The following is a 17,615-nucleotide window of genomic DNA, read 5'->3' as shown; positions in this document are numbered from 1 at the left end:
CCTATTTAACTAGGAAGAGGTTTTTTATTTGAATAAGGTATAAATTGGTGAAAGCTTGGCATATGTTGTAATAACTTATATTTTGGAGGAATTTACAATGCGTCGAGCTTTAAAATTAACTTTTGATGGGATAAAAGTATTTTTATTATTTACAAGTTGTACGATTTTGTTTTATTTCGCTATACTATGGATAAATGAAGAATATGAAAGCTATCATCGTTATGAAAAGCCAAAAGAAGAGACTGTAGAAAAAGTATCAGGGAATGAAGAGCCGGCAAAGGATGCTTTCGTAAATAGAATGATGTTTTTCTATGAAAATGGGGAGTAGTGTAGATTGGAAGATCAATTAAAAGATTTTATTCATTATATGGTTGTTGAAAAAGGGCTAGCGAAAAATACAGTAGTATCTTATGAACGTGATTTAAAAAGTTATGTAAAGTATTTGCAAAATGTAGAACAAGCGAAAAGCTTTCACGAAGTGACACGCTTGCACATTGTTAACTTTCTGCAGCACTTAAAAGAAAACGGAAAATCTTCGAAAACATTAGCACGTCATATTGCATCGATTCGTTCGTTTCACCAATTTTTACTTCGTGAACGAGCGGTAGAGCACGATCCATCCGTACATATTGAAACGCCGCAAGGAGAACGGAAATTACCGAAAGTATTGTCAGTTGATGAAGTAGAGGCGTTACTGCAGACACCAAAAATGACGAGCGCTTTTGGGGTTCGTGATAAAGCGATGCTAGAGTTATTATATGCAACAGGACTTCGTGTTTCAGAATTAATTGCATTAAATTTAGAAGATGTACATTTAACGATGGGGTTTGTTCGATGCATAGGGAAAGGGAATAAAGAAAGAATTATTCCACTAGGAAGTTTAGCGACGGAAGCGATTCAAAAGTATATTGAAAAGGGAAGAAGAGAATTGATGGGGAAAAAAGTAGTAGATGCACTCTTTTTAAACCATCATGGAAATCGATTATCAAGACAAGGATTTTGGAAAATTTTAAAACGATTAGCGAAAGAAGCAAATATTGAAAAAGAGCTTACACCTCATACGTTGCGTCATTCTTTTGCTACGCATTTATTAGAAAATGGAGCAGACTTACGTGCTGTGCAAGAAATGCTTGGACATGCAGATATTTCAACGACACAAATTTATACGCATGTTTCAAAAACTAGATTAAAAGATGTATATAAACAGTTTCATCCGAGAGCATAGATACTATGCTCTTTTTTCATAGATTCAAAAGGCTATAGCACTTCACAGAAACTTCACAAACATTTCGTACATTGTTTTCAGCAGAAGACTAGAATATTACAATGTTTTTCCTCTATACTAAATAAAGTATGAAGGAGGAAATGATGATGAAAAAACTTATTATGACTTTATTTATCGCGATGCTAGCATTGGCTGGCTGTAATACAAACAAAGAAGAACCGAAAAAAGAACAGAAACTAGAAGCTGTAAAAGTAGCAGTTCAAACAAATCCGAAAGAAATTAAACCTGGTGAAAAAACAGAAGTACAAGCACTTGTTACACAAGGAAAAGAAAAGGTAACAGATGCTGATGATGTAAAGTTTGAAATTTGGAAAGCTGGCGACGAAAAGCACGAGATGCTAGAAGGTAAGCATAAAGGAAAAGGTGTTTATGCTGTAGAAAAAACGTTCGAAACGGATGGAGTATACCACATTATTGCTCACACAAATGCACGTGAAATGCATGTTATGCCAGAAGTAAAAGTGGCTGTAGGAAATGCGAAGGTAGAAGATGCGAAAAAAGAAAATAGTGATCATGGTGCAGGACATGGCGATCATAAAAGCGATACAATGATCCACCTTATGGCTGGTGATATAAAAGCAAATGCTGAATCAACAATGAAAGTTCACTTAAAACAAAAAGAAGAAGCGTTAACTGGTGCTGAAGTCCAACTTGAAATTTGGAAAGATGGTGTTGAAAAACACGAATTTATTCCAGCGAAAGAAGGAAATAAAGGGGAGTATGAAACGAAACATACTTTCAAAGAAAACGGTTCTTACAAAGTGAAAGTTCATGTTAAAAAAGGCGAATTGCATGAACATAAAGAAGAAACAGTAGAAGTAAAATAAAAAAGTAGCTCTTTAGAGCTATTTTTTTATTTTTATCCCGAAAAATGATCAGTGGGAAAGAACAAAACCGCCACTGATTAAAATTTTACTTTATATGAAGAAATAAATCATAAAATAATTAGCACTTCTTTGCATAATGGATTACAATAGAAGTGTGAAGAAAATGAGAAATTCTACGAAAATGTATTAAAAAGAAAGCGTAAACATGTTATGATATCAGTATCAGATGTCTGACATCTGACTTAGAAAAAACTAGAAATGTTTTTGCGTCGTTTCAAGGTAAACGAAATAGGTTAGAGAATGATTTAAAGAAGTACTGTTCGATAATGAGAACGAAAGAAAATTCTTATGGAGAACAGTTTCACTTTATAGCGTTTTGAACATACTACAAGAAGTAGAACTGAACTTATAGGAGGTCGCAGTTATGAATAAATATAAACGTATATTCCTAGTCGTAATGGACTCTGTTGGAATCGGTGAAGCACCAGATGCTGAACAATTTGGTGATTTAGGATCTGACACAATTGGTCACATTGCTGAACATATGAATGGGTTACAAATGCCTAACATGGTGAAATTAGGTCTTGGTAACATTCGTGAAATGAAAGGCATCTCTAAAGTAGAAAAACCACTTGGATATTATACAAAAATGCAAGAAAAATCTACTGGTAAAGATACAATGACAGGTCATTGGGAAATTATGGGTCTTTACATTGATACACCATTCCAAGTGTTCCCAGAAGGATTCCCAAAAGAATTACTTGATGAATTAGAAGAAAAAACAGGCCGTAAAATCATCGGTAATAAACCAGCTTCTGGAACTGAAATACTTGATGAACTTGGTCAAGAACAAATGGAAACAGGCTCTTTAATTGTTTACACTTCTGCTGATAGCGTACTACAAATCGCAGCACACGAAGAAGTAGTGCCGCTTGATGAGTTATATAAAATTTGTAAAATTGCACGTGAATTAACGTTAGATGAGAAGTACATGGTAGGCCGTGTTATTGCTCGTCCATTCGTTGGTGAGCCTGGAAACTTTACACGTACACCGAACCGTCATGACTATGCATTAAAACCATTCGGCCGTACAGTAATGAATGAATTAAAAGATAGTGATTATGATGTGATTGCTATCGGTAAAATCTCTGACATCTATGATGGTGAAGGGGTAACTGAATCACTTCGTACGAAGTCTAACATGGATGGAATGGATAAGCTTGTAGATACATTAAATATGGACTTTACAGGTCTTAGCTTCTTAAACTTAGTTGACTTTGATGCATTATTCGGTCACCGTCGTGATCCACAAGGATACGGAGAAGCTCTGCAAGAATATGATGCACGTCTTCCAGAAGTATTCGAAAAACTAAAAGAAGATGATCTATTATTAATTACAGCAGACCACGGTAATGACCCAGTGCATCATGGTACTGATCATACACGTGAATATGTACCGTTATTAGCATATAGCCCAAGCATGAAAGAAGGCGGAAAAGAGTTACCACTTCGTCAAACATTTGCTGATATTGGTGCAACTGTAGCAGAAAACTTCGGTGTGAAAATGCCAGAATACGGAACAAGCTTCTTAAACGAGCTAAAGAAATAGGGGGATAAACAAATGAATCGTGAACTTATTACAAAATCAGCTTCATACTTAAAAGAGAAATTTCAAGAGACACCACAAGTAGGACTAATCCTTGGATCTGGACTAGGTGTATTAGCAGATGAAATCGAGAACGCAGTAACAGTACCTTACAGTGAAATCCCTGAATTCCCAGTTTCAACTGTAGAAGGCCATGCAGGTCAACTAGTATTCGGTACACTTCAAGGTGTAACGGTAGTAGCAATGCAAGGACGTTTCCACTTCTATGAAGGATACGATATGCAAAAAGTAACATTCCCAGTTCGTGTTATGAAAGAACTAGGGGTAGAAACAGTTGTTGTAACAAATGCAGCTGGTGGTGTAAATACATCATTCGAACCAGGCGATCTTATGTTAATTTCAGATCACATTAACTTCATGGGTACAAATCCATTAATCGGACCAAATGATTCTGAAATGGGTGTACGTTTCCCTGATATGTCTACATCATATACAGTAGAGCTTCGCGAAATGGCGAAACAAGTTGCAGCAGACTTAAATATTAAAGTACAAGAAGGTGTATACGTTGGAATGACAGGTCCTGTATATGAAACACCTGCTGAAATTCGTATGCTTCGTACACTTGGCGGAGATGCAGTTGGTATGTCAACAGTACCTGAAGTAATTGTAGCGCGTCATGCTGGTATGAAAGTACTTGGTATTTCTTGTATTTCAAATATGGCAGCTGGTATTTTAGATCAGCCACTTCACCACGATGAAGTAATCGAAACGACAGAACGTGTTAAAGCTAACTTCTTAGCATTAGTAAAAGCAATCGTAAAACAAATGAAGGGGTGACCTCGCAATGAGAATGGTGGACCTAATTGCAAAAAAACGTGACGGACATGCATTAACGACAGAAGAAATTAACTTTATTGTTGAAGGATATACAAATGGTGATATTCCTGATTATCAAGTAAGTTCACTTGCAATGGCAATTTTCTTCCAAGATATGAACGATCAAGAGCGTGCAGATTTAACGATGGCAATGGTAAATAGCGGTGATACAATCGACTTATCAGCTATTGAAGGAGTAAAAGTAGATAAGCACTCGACAGGTGGCGTTGGTGATACAACAACACTTGTATTAGGTCCATTAGTAGCCGCTTTAGGTGTACCGGTTGCAAAAATGTCTGGACGTGGTCTAGGTCATACTGGTGGTACAATTGATAAATTAGAAGCAGTTCCAGGATTCCATGTTGAAATCGAAAATGATGAATTCATGCGTCTTGTAAATGAAAATAAAATCGCAGTTATTGGTCAAAGTGGAAACTTAACACCTGCGGATAAAAAATTGTATGCACTTCGTGATGTAACGGCAACAGTAAACTCAATTCCGCTTATTGCAAGCTCAATTATGAGTAAAAAAATTGCTGCTGGTGCAGATGCAATTGTTCTTGATGTAAAAACTGGAGCAGGTGCATTTATGAAAACAGATGAAGATGCAAAACGTTTAGCAGAAGCAATGGTACGCATTGGTAATAACGTTGGTCGTAATACGATGGCTGTTATTTCTGATATGAGTCAACCACTTGGTGAGGCTATTGGTAACGCACTTGAAGTACAAGAAGCAATTGATACGTTACAAGGTAAAGGACCGAAAGATTTAGAAGAGTTATGTTTAACGCTTGGAAGTCAAATGGTATACCTTGCTGGACAAGCTTCATCTCTAGAAGATGCACGTGAGAAATTAATTGAAGTAATGAACAACGGTAAGGCGCTAGAATCATTTAAAACGTTCTTATCAGCGCAAGGCGGCGATGCATCTGTTGTTGATGATCCTTCTAAATTACCACAAGCACAATTTAAAATTGAAGTGGAAGCGAAGGAAGACGGTTATGTATCAGAAATCGTTGCAGATGAAATCGGAACAGCAGCAATGCTTTTAGGAGCAGGACGTGCGACGAAGGAATCTGAAATTGATTTAGCTGTTGGCTTAATGCTTCGTAAAAAAGTAGGGGACAGCGTGAAAAAAGGTGAATCCCTTGTTACCATTTACGCAAACCGTGAAAATGTAGAAGACGTAAAAGCAAAAATTTATGAGAACATGAAGATCTCTAAAGAGCATGTAGATGCACCAACATTAGTGCACGGCATCGTTACTGAATAATAAAGAAGGGCCAGGGAGTATTTCTCCTTGGCTTTTTTTACTATTTTTTGTTTATAATAATAATGGGTGAAAATATGATTAGAATTTGTGCAATAACAAAAACAGATGAAGTATTATATGATGTTTCGCTAGAGGAAACAAAGAAAGACCATATTGTATGGTATTGGCTAGATTTATATAAGCCAACGAAAGAAGAGTATACATACATTTTGCAAGATCATTTTAAGTGCCATCCCCTTGCAATTGAAGACTGCATAGAATATGTACAGAGGCCAAAAGTTGATTTTTATGATGGATATAACTTTTTAGTTCTTCATGCATTTGGTGAGGATGGATTAGAACCGCACGAGATTGATTTATTTATTAGTGATCGTTATATTGTTTCTTTCCACTTTTCTCATAACAATGCAATTGAAAGAGTATGGAAAACGCTTGGAGAAAAGAAGCGTATTAAAAATAGTCCTTTACACGTAGCGCATACAATTATCGATCAAATTGTAGATGACTATTTTGCGCCTGTATATTACATTGAGGATCATTTAAATGCAATTGATGATAATTTAACGGGTGAAACGGCAGGAAGTGTACTAGAAGAAGTATTTGATATACGTGCAGATTTATCGAAGTTAAGACGTACAATTATTCCGATGCGTGATTTATTGTATCGTATTTTAAATTCGACTCGTTTTTACGGTATAAGTGATCATGAAATTTATTTTAAAGATATACATGATCATTTGCTTAAACTGACCGAAATGATTGAAGCAAGCCGGGAGTTAACAGCAGATATTCGAGATAGCTATTTTTCATTAAACTCGCATCATATGAATAACATTATGAAAACATTAACTGTATTCTCGACTATTTTCATGCCATTAACATTTATTGCGGGAGTATATGGAATGAACTTTACGCATATGCCAGAGCTCGGTGGACAATATAGTTATTTTATTTGTTTACTTATTATGGCACTAATTGGCGGCGGCATGATGGCTTGGTTTTATAAAAAAGGATGGTTTAAGTAAAAAACACCGAGGGAAAATTCCTCGGTGTTTTTACTTAACCAATAGCATGTAATACGAACATGGCTAAGAATAAGCATGTAATGATATACATAGACGGTGCGACTTCTTTACGCTTTCCAAGAGCAACTTTTAAGATAGGATAAGCAATAAATCCGAACGCAATGCCATCAGCGATACTATATGTGAGCGGGATCATGACGATAATTAAGAACGCTGGAAATCCTTCTGAAAAATCGTTCAGAGGAATTTGTTGAATGCTTGTAATCATCAGGCCGCCAATAATAATTAAGATTGGTGCAATGGCACTATCAGGAATTAGTTTGACAAACGGAAGTGCAAACAGTGATGCAAAGAATAACAACCCTGTAACGATAGACGTCAGACCTGTCTTTCCGCCTGCAGTAATACCTGCGGCACTCTCTACTGTTGATACGGTAGGGCTTGTGCCAAATAGACCACATGTCATTGCTGAAATTGCATTGGCTTGGTAAGCACGTGGGAATTTACGGTCATCTTCTAATAAACCGTGCAGAAGTCCCATGTTCTCAAAAATAAGCACCATGCTTAAGGAGAATGTTGCAATCCAAAATGGTAAGGAAGAAAGTTTACCAAATGACATAGCCCCAAACACATCGCCGTAATTAGCGAATGAGAATGAACTATTTCTGATTTGACTTGTATCAACAAGGCCAAACAGCCATGCAATACCAGTTCCTATTGCAATCGTCCATAAAAAGTTTCCACGTACGTTACGAATAAATAATACGAGTGCAACGATAAGAGTAAGCACGGTCGCAAGAACGACAGGGCTACTTAATTTACCCATTGCAACAGCAGTATTTGGATTCGAAACGACTAAACCACCTTTTTGCAATCCGATAAATGCTAAAAATAATCCGATGCCGACAGTGATAGCTTCCTTTAGTGACTTTGGAATCGATACTGAAAGCACGCGAGCGATTGGTGTAAACGCAGCAATTGCAAAAATAATACCAGAGATGAAGACAGCTGCTAATGCTTCCTGCCAAGTTAATCCGAGCGTATGCACAGCAGTGTACGTGAAGAATGCATTTACACCCATACCAGGGACAAGAATAGCAGGTGCATTTGCCCAAAATGCCATGAGCAGACATCCGACAAATGAACTGAAAACAGTTGCTAAAATTCCAGCTTCAAGAGGAATGCCAGCATCGGATAAAATGGATGCATTTACAATCATAATATATACGATCGTAAAAAATGACGTAACTCCAGCTAAAACTTCTTGTTTTGGTGATGTTTCGTGTAAACCTAATTTAAATGTTCTTTCAAGTATTCCTTTCATGTTAAACCTTCTTTTTCATATCCCTCTCCCACCCGTGATATCTCTTTTGTAAGAGCTCACCGTCCTTTATTATATCAGAACATCATGTTTTTACAACAAGGAAAATGATAACGTTTACTTATAAATGAGATTATTTATAAATACGTAAAAATCGCTCGTATTGTAGAAATGATCTCTAATTCTCCCGATTGAATGGGAGGAGCTGCTTGTGCATGTAAAGCAGCATAGGATGCAACTTCCCGTGGTAATTGAGCAGATTCTTCAACGAATGAGAGTGGAACAGGATTAATGTTTAAATTGTATGTACTCGCAATAGCACGAGCTTTTTCTACCGCTTGTTGCAGAGCTTGAATGAGAGCTTGCTCATAATATTTATTTGGGTGAGATATTCTAAAACGTAATCCTTTTGCTACATTTGCTCCATTTGAAACGGCTATATCATATACTTCCCCTGCTTTTTGTACATTTAAAACGGTAATTTCATACAAATGTTCCACACGATATCCTTGTAGTAATGCTTTATCATTTATATATTCGTATTGAGGCGTAATCGTATATGAAATGGTTTCTATATTTTTTTCAGCGATACCTAGTTGTTTCAGTGCATCTAATAATTGTTTTGATTGCACTGCATTTTCTTCTTGTGCCTGTTTTACATTTTTATGATCTGTACGAATACCGATTGTTAATATAACGACATTTGGTTTTGCTTTCACAACGCCTTCACCTTGCACCGTAATGGTAGCTTCTTTACCAGTATTTGCTGTACGTACGTTGTGTAAATAAGGGTTCATTCCACCTTGCATCTTCCATCACCATCCTTTTTATATGTATATGTGTGAACAAAAAAGAAATTTGTATGAAAAAGTTACATAAATGGGAATGTTAAAGAAAGAAAGCATATACAACGAGGGTATTTATAGATTATAATATGTGTAAATATGATAAAAAAGGGACGAGGCTAGTGAACGAAAAAAGAGAAACATTGATTTTAGAGTTATCCGGATCATTTAGAAAGATGATACGTTTATTACAAAATGATATTAATACACGTTTTGCAGAACATATGCCATATAATGAATTTTCTGTATTACGCGCATTATTTTTAAAAAGTCCACAGATGGCTTCGCAAATTGCGAGTGAAGTAAACGTAACCTCCAGTCATATTACAGCTGTTACTGATCGTCTCGTACGAAAAGGGTTTGTAGAAAGAAAACGTTCAAATTCAGACCGTCGTATCGTGTACTTAGAAATTACAGAACACGGAAGAGAAGTAACTGAAAAACTTGAAGCTGTGCGTAAAGAGTATTATAAAGAGAGATTTAAAGGTTGGAGCGACCAAGAAATAGAAATGGTGTTAGAGCTATTTGGCCGCGTATTATAATAAATGAGGATAGGGAGCGACAGCTTTCCTATCCTTTTTCTTTTGAATAAAAACATTTTGAAACTCCAATACTTTAATTAAAAAGAATCGGAGTGAAAAATAATGAAACGTATTTGTACGCTTTTCATTATGATTGGAAGTTTTTTCTGCTTTCATCAATTCGTAGATGCCGCTACGCCTCTTCAAGTCGTTCAAAAAGAATTACAACATATTTCAAATAAGCAACCTGTTTTATATTCAAAACTATGGATTCGCTCTATGCAGAATGCTATTTTATTTCATCACAGTGATAACATTCGGCATGAAGATACGATAAGCAATGTAACGAAGTCTTCTCTTGTAAAAGTAAAACAACTTCCACTTCAGAAAGCATCACAGTACATCCCGAGATTATCACAATATATTTCTAAGTTTGAGGCTGAGAATGTGCAAGTGTATTATGTTGCAGCACGTTATGAAGTAAAAAAAGAAAATCCGTATCAATTAAATGGAATGAATTATTTTATGCAAGTGTTTATTCAACAAGGTGGAGAATGGAGAATTGCTGAAAGCATAGTTGCTCCAACAGATCAAATTGTGGCAAATGGTGACGGGTTTGGAACGAAGCAAGAAAAAGAGTATGGGAAAAGAAGAGAGAATGTGAAATAACCTCTTTTTTTGGATCAGGATATAAAAAAAGCATTGCTCTTGTGCAATGCTTTTTTTTTATTTGGTTCATATAACAGTTAAATAATTCATGGCATATTTATTTCCCTGCAAAAGCAAACTTCAATTTTAATAGACGTGTAAAAATGAAGTAACTTATGGTAGCGAATAGGAAAAATCCAACATAATAAGACAGAAGTGCATCTCGTCCGCCTAATATTCTACCACCAAGTAGTCCAAAGCATAGAACAGTGCAAATTATGAAACATTTTTGCAAGTTAGGAAACAATAGTATTTTTCCACTTTGTTCGTTCGGTGTACGTGTGTATAGAAAGGTTGCTATTGATAAAAAGGTAATGATGTAAGAAAATGGTGTTAATAGTGTCCAAGGAGAAGGTACAGAAATACGCTCCGTAGGATTGTCCTGTGATACACTGGGAAGTTTATTGCCATAGTCATCAAATGTTTCTATCGGGTGGTAATCATAAGTAATAGAAAAATATTCTAATGGTGAAATGATACCTATATGTTGTAAGTACTCATGAGTATGGTACTCTATTTCTCCCATTGCATCTACAGACCATTGTGTGTGTGAATAAATGAATCCGGAAATTAACAATCCAAAACCGTATGGTAAAAATAATAGAATGATAGTTAAAATACTTTGAGAAAATATATGTCCAGTAATAGTCCCGATAAATAAGGCGAATGTATAAATAGCGATAAGTACAACGGTAGCATATAGAAAGTAACTATAGAACGGAGCAAAGGTTTGATACTCATTGTGAAACGACATGTTCTTTATTCCGTACATGCTAATCAAGCAAATAATTTGTACTGTAATAATATTCAAAACACCAAGCCACCATTTTGTTAAAAAAATATCCTTTCGTTTAAAAGGCATCGAGAATAGAAAATCATTTGATTGATTATTACGTTCCCATCCAATTAAAAGACAAGCGAGTGCAATTAGAGTAGCTCCTTGAAAGAAGACGGCACCATCAGATGTCTGAAAATAGTAGGAGTAGTAATATGTATAGTCACCAAGCTTCATTTTTGATAGTTTTAGTTGCATTTGCGCTTCTTGATAATATTTATAAGGTAGTTGATATAAACTAGTTAACCAAAATAATAGAATTATATATTTTCCTTGCTTCCATTGCCTCATCCATAAAGCTTTATGAAACATGTGAATCCTCCTCAAATGTAGTGATAAAAATATCTTCAAGCGACATTGTTAATTCTTCAATGAGCAGTGGTTGTTCTTTGTGAAACTTTTCCAGTGTTGTAGCCACATTTCCCTCAATTAAGATTGTATATACTTTTCCTGTTTGATTTAATATTTTAATATTGCTTAAGTTTTCTAGTTTTTGAGGTAGTGAACGTTCATAAGCTACTTGGATTTTAGCAAATTGTGATTTTGCATCGTCTAGTGATGTAATAGAAGCTATAGTATGGCCTTTTAATATAATAATTGTATCTGCAATTTGTTCCACTTCATCTAAATGGTGAGTTGAGATGAAAATGGTAATTTCTTTTTCTGCAACTTCTCCAACGAGAAATTGGAGGATCTGCCGTTTAACGATAGGATCAAGCCCATTTGTCGGTTCATCTAAAATGATATATTCTGCCTTTGTAGAAACAGCTAAAATGATAGCAAGCAGTGCTTTCATTCCTTTTGAATAACTACGAATTCGTTTGTTTGGTAAGTTAAAACGTTCTAACAGTTCATAGAAATATGTTTCATCAAATGCGGCATAAACTGATTTATAAAACTTTATAATTTCTTTTACCGTATAGCCGTTCAGTATGTTAGTAGAATCCGGAACATATACGATTTTTTGTTTCGTTTCAGGATTCTTATGAATGTCGGTATCCTCATATGTAACACATCCTTCATCAGGGTCTAAAATGCCGACCATCGTTCGTAATAAAGTTGTTTTCCCCGCACCGTTTCTTCCGAGTAATCCGATGATATTTCCTCTATGTAATGTGAAAGAAACATCGTCTAAAATTGTTTGATTATCAATTGTCTTCTTCAAGTTTGTCACTTTCAGCATTCGCATTTCCTCCAATCTCTTTATAGTATGAATCTATCCAATCATGAATTTTATCTTTCGTAACACCAAGATAAGAGGCTTCTAATAGTAATTGATGAAATTGCTTTTCAACCATAGCGATTTTCCTTTCGTCTAATGTTGGGGTAATCGATTGGGATACAAATGTTCCTTTTCCTCGTAATGTTTCAATAATCCCTTGTCGCTCTAACTCTTGATACGCTTTACTCACTGTATTTGGATTTATAACGAGTAAAGAAGCGAGTTCCCGTACAGAAGGTAGTTTGTCACTTGGAGCTAACATGTTCTTTAATACGAGTTCTTTTATATTTTGAACAATTTGTTCCCATATCGGAGTGTTGCTTCTTGGATCAAGTTGAATATGCAAGAGCAATGTCTCCTTTCTGACTTGTATTAAGTGTACTACTATGTGTAATACACTTAATACAATAAAAGTGATGAATGTGTTTGTCAACTGAAAATGTTAGAAAAATATGGTATTAAAAAACAGTGAATTGGAAAAAATAGGTTTGATATAGAATGGAGGGTTAGTCATGAAGCGAGTTTTTGGAATACTTGTTTGTTTCATGTTATTGCTTTCTGGTACTTCAGTTAGTTTCGCACAATCTGAGAAGACGAAGCAGGAGAAAACAGAAGAAACAACACCGAAGTTAGCGGAACAAGCGTCATCAGCAATTGTAATTGAACAAGATACAGGTAAAGTTTTGTTTGATAAAAATCCAAATGAGAAGTTACCACCTGCTAGTATGACGAAGATTATGACAATGCTATTAATTATGGAACAAGTTGAAAAAGGAAAACTAAAACTGACCGATAAAGTGAGAGCAAGTGAGCATGCAGCTTCAATGGGTGGATCACAAATCTTTTTAGAGCCTGGAGAAGAGATGACCGTAAATGAAATGCTAAAGGGTATTGCAATTGCATCTGGAAATGATGCGTCTGTTGCAGTAGCGGAGCATATCGCTGGTTCAGAAGAAGGTTTTGTAAATATGATGAACAAAAAAGCGAAAGATTTAGGACTGAAAAATACTCATTTTCAAAATCCGACAGGTCTTCCGGCTAAAGATCATTATTCCACAGCAAATGATATGGCTATAATGGCGAAAGAATTGATGAAGTACCCACTTATTCGCAAATACACAGGAAAATACGAAGACTATTTACGTGAAGATACGGATAAGAAGTTTTGGCTCGTTAATACGAATAAGTTAGTGCGTTTTTATCCTGGAGTAGATGGTGTAAAAACGGGCTTTACGACAGAAGCAAAATATTGTTTAACAGCGTCGGCTGAAAAGAATGGGATGCGTGTTATTTCAGTTGTTATGGGAGCACCTACATCAAAAGAACGGAACAATCAAGTAACGAAGCTTCTTGACTACGCATTTGGTCAATATATGACAAAGAAATTGTATACACGAGGCGAAAAAATTAAGACTGTCCAAGTAGGAAAAGGGAAGAAAGAAAAAGTAGATTTAGTTGCGTCAGACAATGTATCTCTTCTTATGAAGAAGGGCGAAAATATGGACAAGGTAAAGCAAGAAGTAATTGCTGAAAAGAAAGTGAAAGCGCCGATTAAAAAGGGCGATGCACTTGGTACACTTGTTATTAAAAAAGATAAAGATGTTTTATTAAAACAAACAATTGTAGCAAAAGAAGATGTTGCTGCAGCGAGCTGGTGGGAGTTATTTAAAAGAAGTTTTGGGATGTTTTCAACATCAAAATAGCGGCAAACATTTTGCCGCTTTTCTATTCGTATGTAAGTAAATAATTGCTGAATGGTTTCACTTTATGGCGAAATAGTTCTTCTTTTGTCAGTAGGAAGGATTCTTATAGTGTATCACGAAAATCTTTATGTATGTAAATGAGTAAAGTTTGAGCATAAGGAGGAAATCGTGTGAGTCTTTCCATGCAATTAGAAGTAAAACGTGACGTCCTATGTGTGAGGCTAGCGGGTGAATTAGATCATCATACTGCTGAAGAGTTGCGAACGAAAGTAACAGATATGATTGAGACACATGGTGTTCATCATATTGTTTTGAGCCTAGAGAACTTATCGTTTATGGATAGTTCTGGTTTAGGTGTTATATTAGGCCGATATAAGCATGTAAAGGGATTAGGTGGAGAAATGGTTGTTTGTGCAATTTCACCGCCTGTTAAACGTTTATTTGAAATGTCGGGCTTATTTAAAATTGTTCGCTTAGAAGAAAGTGAAGCGCATGCGCTCGCGACGTTGGGGGTGGCATAAATGAGAAATGAAATGAACCTTCAATTTTCAGCATTAAGTCAAAATGAATCGTTCGCTCGCGTTACAGTAGCTGCTTTCATTGCACAACTAGATCCTACGATGGAAGAACTTACAGAGATTAAAACAGTTGTGTCAGAAGCGGTTACGAATGCAATTATTCATGGGTACGAAGGAAATGCAGAAGGTGTTGTTTATATTTCTGTAATTTTGGAAGAAGCAATGGTGAAACTCACGATTCGAGATGAAGGGATTGGCATCTTTAATTTAGATGAAGCGAGACAACCCCTTTTTACAACTAAACCTGAATTAGAGCGTTCCGGAATGGGATTTACTATCATGGAAAATTTTATGGATGAAGTAGAAGTTATTTCAAACGAATCTTTCGGGACAACAATCCATTTGACAAAATACTTATCAAATAGTAACGCTCTATGCAATTAAGGAGAATAGCCTATGGACATAGAGGTCAAAAATGAGAAGAAGAAACCTCAGTTAAAGGACCACGAGCTAAAAGCGTTAATTCAAAAAAGTCAAGATGGAGATCAACAAGCAAGAGATACAATTGTTCAAAGTAATATGCGTCTCGTATGGTCGGTTGTGCAGCGTTTTCTTAATCGCGGATATGAACCAGACGATTTGTTTCAAATTGGATGTATTGGGCTCTTAAAATCGGTAGATAAATTTGATTTATCTTTCGACGTGAAATTTTCAACATATGCAGTTCCCATGATTATTGGCGAAATACAACGATTTTTACGTGATGATGGATCAGTGAAAGTAAGTAGGTCTTTAAAAGAAACAGGAAACAAAATTCGAAAGATGAGAGACGAGCTTTCGAAAGAATTCGGAAGGGCTCCAACGATTAATGAAGTAGCTGAAGCGTTAGAACTAACGCCAGAGGAAGTGGTTCTGGCGCAAGAAGCGAGTCGTGCCCCTTCATCCATACATGAAACGGTTTATGAAAACGACGGAGATCCAATTACTATTTTAGATCAAATTGCAGATCAATCTGAAACGAAATGGTTTGATAAAATTGCTTTAAAAGAAGCAATTAGAGAATTAGATGAGAGAGAGCGTTTAATTGTATATTTACGCTATTATAAAGACCAAACTCAATCAGAAGTAGCAGAGCGAATAGGTATTTCGCAAGTGCAAGTTTCAAGACTTGAAAAGAAAATATTAAAACAGATGAAAGATCGAATAGATGAATAGCTATCTATTCGATCTTTTTTTATGACTTTAATAGGAGGAGATTGTAAACTTTCTTAAAATTAACAGAATTTATTGATAATTTAGTAAATTTAAAATATAATCCAATTATGAACTTGTCACAAAGGGGGAAGGAAATATGGAAACGAGGCAACAATGGGGAACGAGGGCTGGATTCATTTTTGCAGCGGTCGGCTCTGCCGTTGGATTAGGAAACATATGGCGTTTTCCTTATACGGCGTATGAAAATGGAGGAGGCGCATTCTTTTTACCGTACTTATTCGCATTATTAACGACTGGGATTTCATTATTGGCGTTTGAATTTGCTCTTGGGCATCGTCACCGTGGTTCAGCGCCACTTACGTTCTTTCGTATTCATCCGCGTGCTGAATTCATCGGATGGTGGCAAATGTGTGTAACGTTTATCGTTTCAACATATTATGCAGTAATTATTGCTTGGTCTATTTCTTATACGTATTTTGCAATTACTGGCGCATGGGGGAAAGACACGGAATCATTTTTATTTAAAGAGTATTTACATGTTGCAGATAAACCTGGACAGTTTGGAGGGCTCGTACCGGAAGTATTAATTCCACTAGCTCTCGTTTGGATTATTGTGCTTGGTGTTGCTTTTAAAGGAGTTAAAAAAGGAATCGAAGTTGTGAACCGTATTTTCATCCCTTTACTAGTTGTTATGTTCCTTATTATCGTAGTTCGTGCAGTGACGATGGAAGGTGCGATGCAAGGATTAGATGCATTCTTTAAACCAGATTGGAGTCGTATTTTTGACGGAAAAGTATGGCTTGCTGCTTACGGTCAAATCTTCTTTAGCTTATCTTTAGCATTCGGAATTATGATTACGTATTCTAGTTATTTACCGAAAAACTCAGATACAACAAATAACGCTTTTATTACTGGATTTGCAAACTCAGGATTTGAATTATTAGCAGGGATTGGGGTCTTTGCGGCTCTTGGATTTATGGCAAACAATATGGGAGTACCAGTTGATAAAGTAGCAAGTGCTGGTGTAGGGCTTGCTTTCGTAGTATTCCCGCAAATTATTAATGAATTACCGATGTCACCTTTATTTGGCGTATTATTTTTCTTATCATTAACAGTTGCTGGAATTACATCCCTCATCTCGCTTGCGGAAGTATGTTTTGCTGCCGTATCTGAAAAGTTTAGCTTAAGCCGCCAGAAAACAATTGGAATTATGGGGACGCTTCTCGTACTCGTTTCTCTCGTTTTTGCGACACGTGGCGGGCTTATGTTCCTAGATGTTGTGGATTACTTCGCTAATAACTTCGGATTAATTACAATTGCTCTAGCGGAAGTAGTTACGATAGGACTCATTTTACGTCGTTTACCGGTTTATCAAAACCACGCAAACTTCGTATCTGATATTAAGTTAGGGACGTTTTGGAGGGTGAGTTTACTCGTTATTACTCCGCTTATGTTAGGGTACATGTTAATTGATGGTACAATCCAAAATATTAAAAAGAACTATGGAGGTTACTCAACGGAGTTTGTCGTAACATATGGTTGGTCAATTGCAGCAGCGTTCCTTATCATTGCGCTAATCATTAGTTTAAAGAAATGGAATGCACAAATACATTCAGATTCTGCTAAGCTTGAAAAAGAATGGAAAGATCGAGGTGTTTCATAATGAGTGGATCGGCGATTATGATGATGGTTATTGGAATAGTAGTCATTTGGGGAGGGCTCGCATTAAGCATTGCAAATTTATTTAAGAAAAAAGCATAAACTAAAAAACATCTGTACCGAAATGGTACAGATGTTTTTTTATGAAAAAATTGTATTAGAAAAAAATTGAATAA

Annotated in this window: 20 protein-coding genes; 15 read left to right on the top strand and 5 right to left on the bottom strand. The window is 36.0% G+C overall.

The window, feature by feature from the left end; genetic code table 11:
* Nucleotides 1-97: 97 nt before the first annotated feature.
* The 7 genes from PDQ68_RS12890 (at nt 98) to corA (ending at nt 6,892) form a co-directional block, all read left to right on the top strand.
* Nucleotides 98-328 (top strand): YqzK family protein, encoded by a 231-nt coding sequence (locus PDQ68_RS12890; RefSeq protein WP_001250432.1) that lies wholly within the window; start codon nt 98-100, stop codon nt 326-328.
* Between the two features lie 6 nt (nt 329-334).
* Nucleotides 335-1,225: a site-specific tyrosine recombinase XerD gene (gene xerD / locus PDQ68_RS12885; RefSeq protein WP_000390084.1), complete on the top strand. Its 891-nt coding sequence runs from the start codon at nt 335-337 to the stop codon at nt 1,223-1,225.
* Nucleotides 1,226-1,368: 143 nt separating this feature from the next.
* A complete protein-coding gene (locus PDQ68_RS12880) occupies nt 1,369-2,112 on the top strand; it encodes a FixH family protein (RefSeq protein ID WP_061183923.1) in 744 nt (247 codons plus the stop codon).
* Between the two features lie 424 nt (nt 2,113-2,536).
* Nucleotides 2,537-3,721 (top strand): phosphopentomutase, encoded by a 1,185-nt coding sequence (deoB, locus tag PDQ68_RS12875; protein ID WP_001046082.1) that lies wholly within the window; start codon nt 2,537-2,539, stop codon nt 3,719-3,721.
* Between the two features lie 12 nt (nt 3,722-3,733).
* Entirely contained in the window at nt 3,734-4,555 is an 822-nt protein-coding gene (locus tag PDQ68_RS12870; RefSeq protein WP_001078446.1) for a purine-nucleoside phosphorylase, read from the top strand.
* Between the two features lie 7 nt (nt 4,556-4,562).
* Nucleotides 4,563-5,867: a pyrimidine-nucleoside phosphorylase gene (locus PDQ68_RS12865; protein WP_001243079.1), complete on the top strand. Its 1,305-nt coding sequence runs from the start codon at nt 4,563-4,565 to the stop codon at nt 5,865-5,867.
* Nucleotides 5,868-5,929: 62 nt separating this feature from the next.
* Entirely contained in the window at nt 5,930-6,892 is a 963-nt protein-coding gene (gene corA / locus PDQ68_RS12860) for a magnesium/cobalt transporter CorA (RefSeq protein WP_270786806.1), read from the top strand.
* Nucleotides 6,893-6,926: 34 nt separating this feature from the next.
* On the opposite strand, the gene PDQ68_RS12855 is transcribed toward corA, so the two are convergent.
* Together PDQ68_RS12855 and PDQ68_RS12850 are read right to left on the bottom strand one after the other, a co-directional pair.
* Nucleotides 6,927-8,216: an NCS2 family permease gene (locus tag PDQ68_RS12855; protein ID WP_061183922.1), complete on the bottom strand. Its 1,290-nt coding sequence runs from the start codon at nt 8,214-8,216 to the stop codon at nt 6,927-6,929.
* Nucleotides 8,217-8,350: 134 nt separating this feature from the next.
* A complete protein-coding gene (locus PDQ68_RS12850; RefSeq protein ID WP_001161446.1) occupies nt 8,351-9,022 on the bottom strand; it encodes an SIMPL domain-containing protein in 672 nt (223 codons plus the stop codon).
* 158 nt (nt 9,023-9,180) lie between these two features.
* Between PDQ68_RS12850 and PDQ68_RS12845 the strand changes: the two genes are divergently transcribed.
* Nucleotides 9,181-9,600: a MarR family winged helix-turn-helix transcriptional regulator gene (locus tag PDQ68_RS12845; protein WP_001003309.1), complete on the top strand. Its 420-nt coding sequence runs from the start codon at nt 9,181-9,183 to the stop codon at nt 9,598-9,600.
* Between the two features lie 102 nt (nt 9,601-9,702).
* Complete coding sequence (locus PDQ68_RS12840) at nt 9,703-10,248, top strand: hypothetical protein (protein ID WP_000820921.1); 546 nt, start codon at nt 9,703-9,705, stop codon at nt 10,246-10,248.
* Between the two features lie 97 nt (nt 10,249-10,345).
* Here the strand turns inward: PDQ68_RS12840 and PDQ68_RS12835 are convergent, their stop codons facing one another.
* Genes PDQ68_RS12835 through PDQ68_RS12825 form a run of 3 tightly spaced genes read right to left on the bottom strand, consistent with a single transcriptional unit; the run spans nt 10,346 to nt 12,690 of the window.
* A complete protein-coding gene (locus PDQ68_RS12835; RefSeq protein WP_061183921.1) occupies nt 10,346-11,434 on the bottom strand; it encodes an ABC-2 transporter permease in 1,089 nt (362 codons plus the stop codon).
* Nucleotides 11,424-12,305 carry an ABC transporter ATP-binding protein gene (locus PDQ68_RS12830; RefSeq protein WP_061183920.1) on the bottom strand — a complete coding sequence of 294 codons (882 nt, stop codon included), beginning with the start codon at nt 12,303-12,305 and terminating at the stop codon, nt 11,424-11,426. Before PDQ68_RS12830 ends, PDQ68_RS12835 begins: the two co-directional genes overlap by 11 nt.
* Nucleotides 12,271-12,690 (bottom strand): GntR family transcriptional regulator, encoded by a 420-nt coding sequence (locus PDQ68_RS12825; RefSeq protein WP_000548039.1) that lies wholly within the window; start codon nt 12,688-12,690, stop codon nt 12,271-12,273. The genes PDQ68_RS12830 and PDQ68_RS12825 overlap by 35 nt, the downstream gene beginning before the upstream one ends.
* A gap of 166 nt (nt 12,691-12,856) precedes the next feature.
* Between PDQ68_RS12825 and dacF the strand changes: the two genes are divergently transcribed.
* The 6 genes from dacF to PDQ68_RS12795 all read left to right on the top strand — a co-directional run bounded on the left by dacF (nt 12,857) and on the right by PDQ68_RS12795 (nt 17,541).
* The gene (dacF, locus tag PDQ68_RS12820) at nt 12,857-14,047 is read left to right on the top strand and encodes a serine-type D-Ala-D-Ala carboxypeptidase DacF (protein WP_000831992.1); all 1,191 of its coding nucleotides are present in this window, start codon (nt 12,857-12,859) and stop codon (nt 14,045-14,047) included.
* A 170-nt stretch (nt 14,048-14,217) separates the two neighbouring features.
* Nucleotides 14,218-14,568: an anti-sigma F factor antagonist gene (gene spoIIAA / locus PDQ68_RS12815; protein WP_000059133.1), complete on the top strand. Its 351-nt coding sequence runs from the start codon at nt 14,218-14,220 to the stop codon at nt 14,566-14,568.
* On the top strand, nt 14,569-15,009 hold the full coding sequence (spoIIAB, locus tag PDQ68_RS12810; RefSeq protein ID WP_001243400.1) for an anti-sigma F factor: 441 nt from the start codon (nt 14,569-14,571) through the stop codon (nt 15,007-15,009). It begins immediately after the preceding gene.
* A gap of 12 nt (nt 15,010-15,021) precedes the next feature.
* Nucleotides 15,022-15,780, top strand: coding sequence for an RNA polymerase sporulation sigma factor SigF (sigF, locus tag PDQ68_RS12805; RefSeq protein WP_000350729.1), 759 nt, complete (start codon nt 15,022-15,024; stop codon nt 15,778-15,780).
* A 136-nt stretch (nt 15,781-15,916) separates the two neighbouring features.
* On the top strand, nt 15,917-17,443 hold the full coding sequence (locus tag PDQ68_RS12800) for a sodium-dependent transporter (protein WP_000450065.1): 1,527 nt from the start codon (nt 15,917-15,919) through the stop codon (nt 17,441-17,443).
* Entirely contained in the window at nt 17,443-17,541 is a 99-nt protein-coding gene (locus PDQ68_RS12795; RefSeq protein ID WP_000016826.1) for a methionine/alanine import family NSS transporter small subunit, read from the top strand. Before PDQ68_RS12800 ends, PDQ68_RS12795 begins: the two co-directional genes overlap by 1 nt.
* The last annotated feature ends 74 nt before the right edge of the window (nt 17,542-17,615 follow it).

This window comes from Bacillus cereus group sp. Bc010, from assembly GCF_027716745.1.
Taxonomy (GTDB): domain Bacteria; phylum Bacillota; class Bacilli; order Bacillales; family Bacillaceae_G; genus Bacillus_A; species Bacillus_A pacificus.
This window is presented reverse-complemented; position numbering and strand designations above follow the sequence as displayed.

Bases quoted from the DNA above. Each gene is read 5' to 3' on its own strand.
- sigF (WP_000350729.1), top strand. From the start codon at position 15,022: ATGGACATAGAGGTCAAAAATGAGAAGAAGAAACCTCAGTTAAAGGAC.
- PDQ68_RS12835 (WP_061183921.1), bottom strand. From the start codon at position 11,434: ATGTTTCATAAAGCTTTATGGATGAGGCAATGGAAGCAAGGAAAATAT.
- PDQ68_RS12865 (WP_001243079.1), top strand. From the start codon at position 4,563: ATGAGAATGGTGGACCTAATTGCAAAAAAACGTGACGGACATGCATTA.
- PDQ68_RS12850 (WP_001161446.1), bottom strand. From the start codon at position 9,022: ATGCAAGGTGGAATGAACCCTTATTTACACAACGTACGTACAGCAAAT.
- PDQ68_RS12795 (WP_000016826.1), top strand. From the start codon at position 17,443: ATGAGTGGATCGGCGATTATGATGATGGTTATTGGAATAGTAGTCATT.
- spoIIAB (WP_001243400.1), top strand. From the start codon at position 14,569: ATGAGAAATGAAATGAACCTTCAATTTTCAGCATTAAGTCAAAATGAA.
- PDQ68_RS12880 (WP_061183923.1), top strand. From the start codon at position 1,369: ATGATGAAAAAACTTATTATGACTTTATTTATCGCGATGCTAGCATTG.
- deoB (WP_001046082.1), top strand. From the start codon at position 2,537: ATGAATAAATATAAACGTATATTCCTAGTCGTAATGGACTCTGTTGGA.
- PDQ68_RS12870 (WP_001078446.1), top strand. From the start codon at position 3,734: ATGAATCGTGAACTTATTACAAAATCAGCTTCATACTTAAAAGAGAAA.
- PDQ68_RS12830 (WP_061183920.1), bottom strand. From the start codon at position 12,305: ATGCTGAAAGTGACAAACTTGAAGAAGACAATTGATAATCAAACAATT.
- PDQ68_RS12800 (WP_000450065.1), top strand. From the start codon at position 15,917: ATGGAAACGAGGCAACAATGGGGAACGAGGGCTGGATTCATTTTTGCA.
- dacF (WP_000831992.1), top strand. From the start codon at position 12,857: ATGAAGCGAGTTTTTGGAATACTTGTTTGTTTCATGTTATTGCTTTCT.
- corA (WP_270786806.1), top strand. From the start codon at position 5,930: ATGGGTGAAAATATGATTAGAATTTGTGCAATAACAAAAACAGATGAA.
- PDQ68_RS12855 (WP_061183922.1), bottom strand. From the start codon at position 8,216: ATGAAAGGAATACTTGAAAGAACATTTAAATTAGGTTTACACGAAACA.
- PDQ68_RS12840 (WP_000820921.1), top strand. From the start codon at position 9,703: ATGAAACGTATTTGTACGCTTTTCATTATGATTGGAAGTTTTTTCTGC.
- PDQ68_RS12890 (WP_001250432.1), top strand. From the start codon at position 98: ATGCGTCGAGCTTTAAAATTAACTTTTGATGGGATAAAAGTATTTTTA.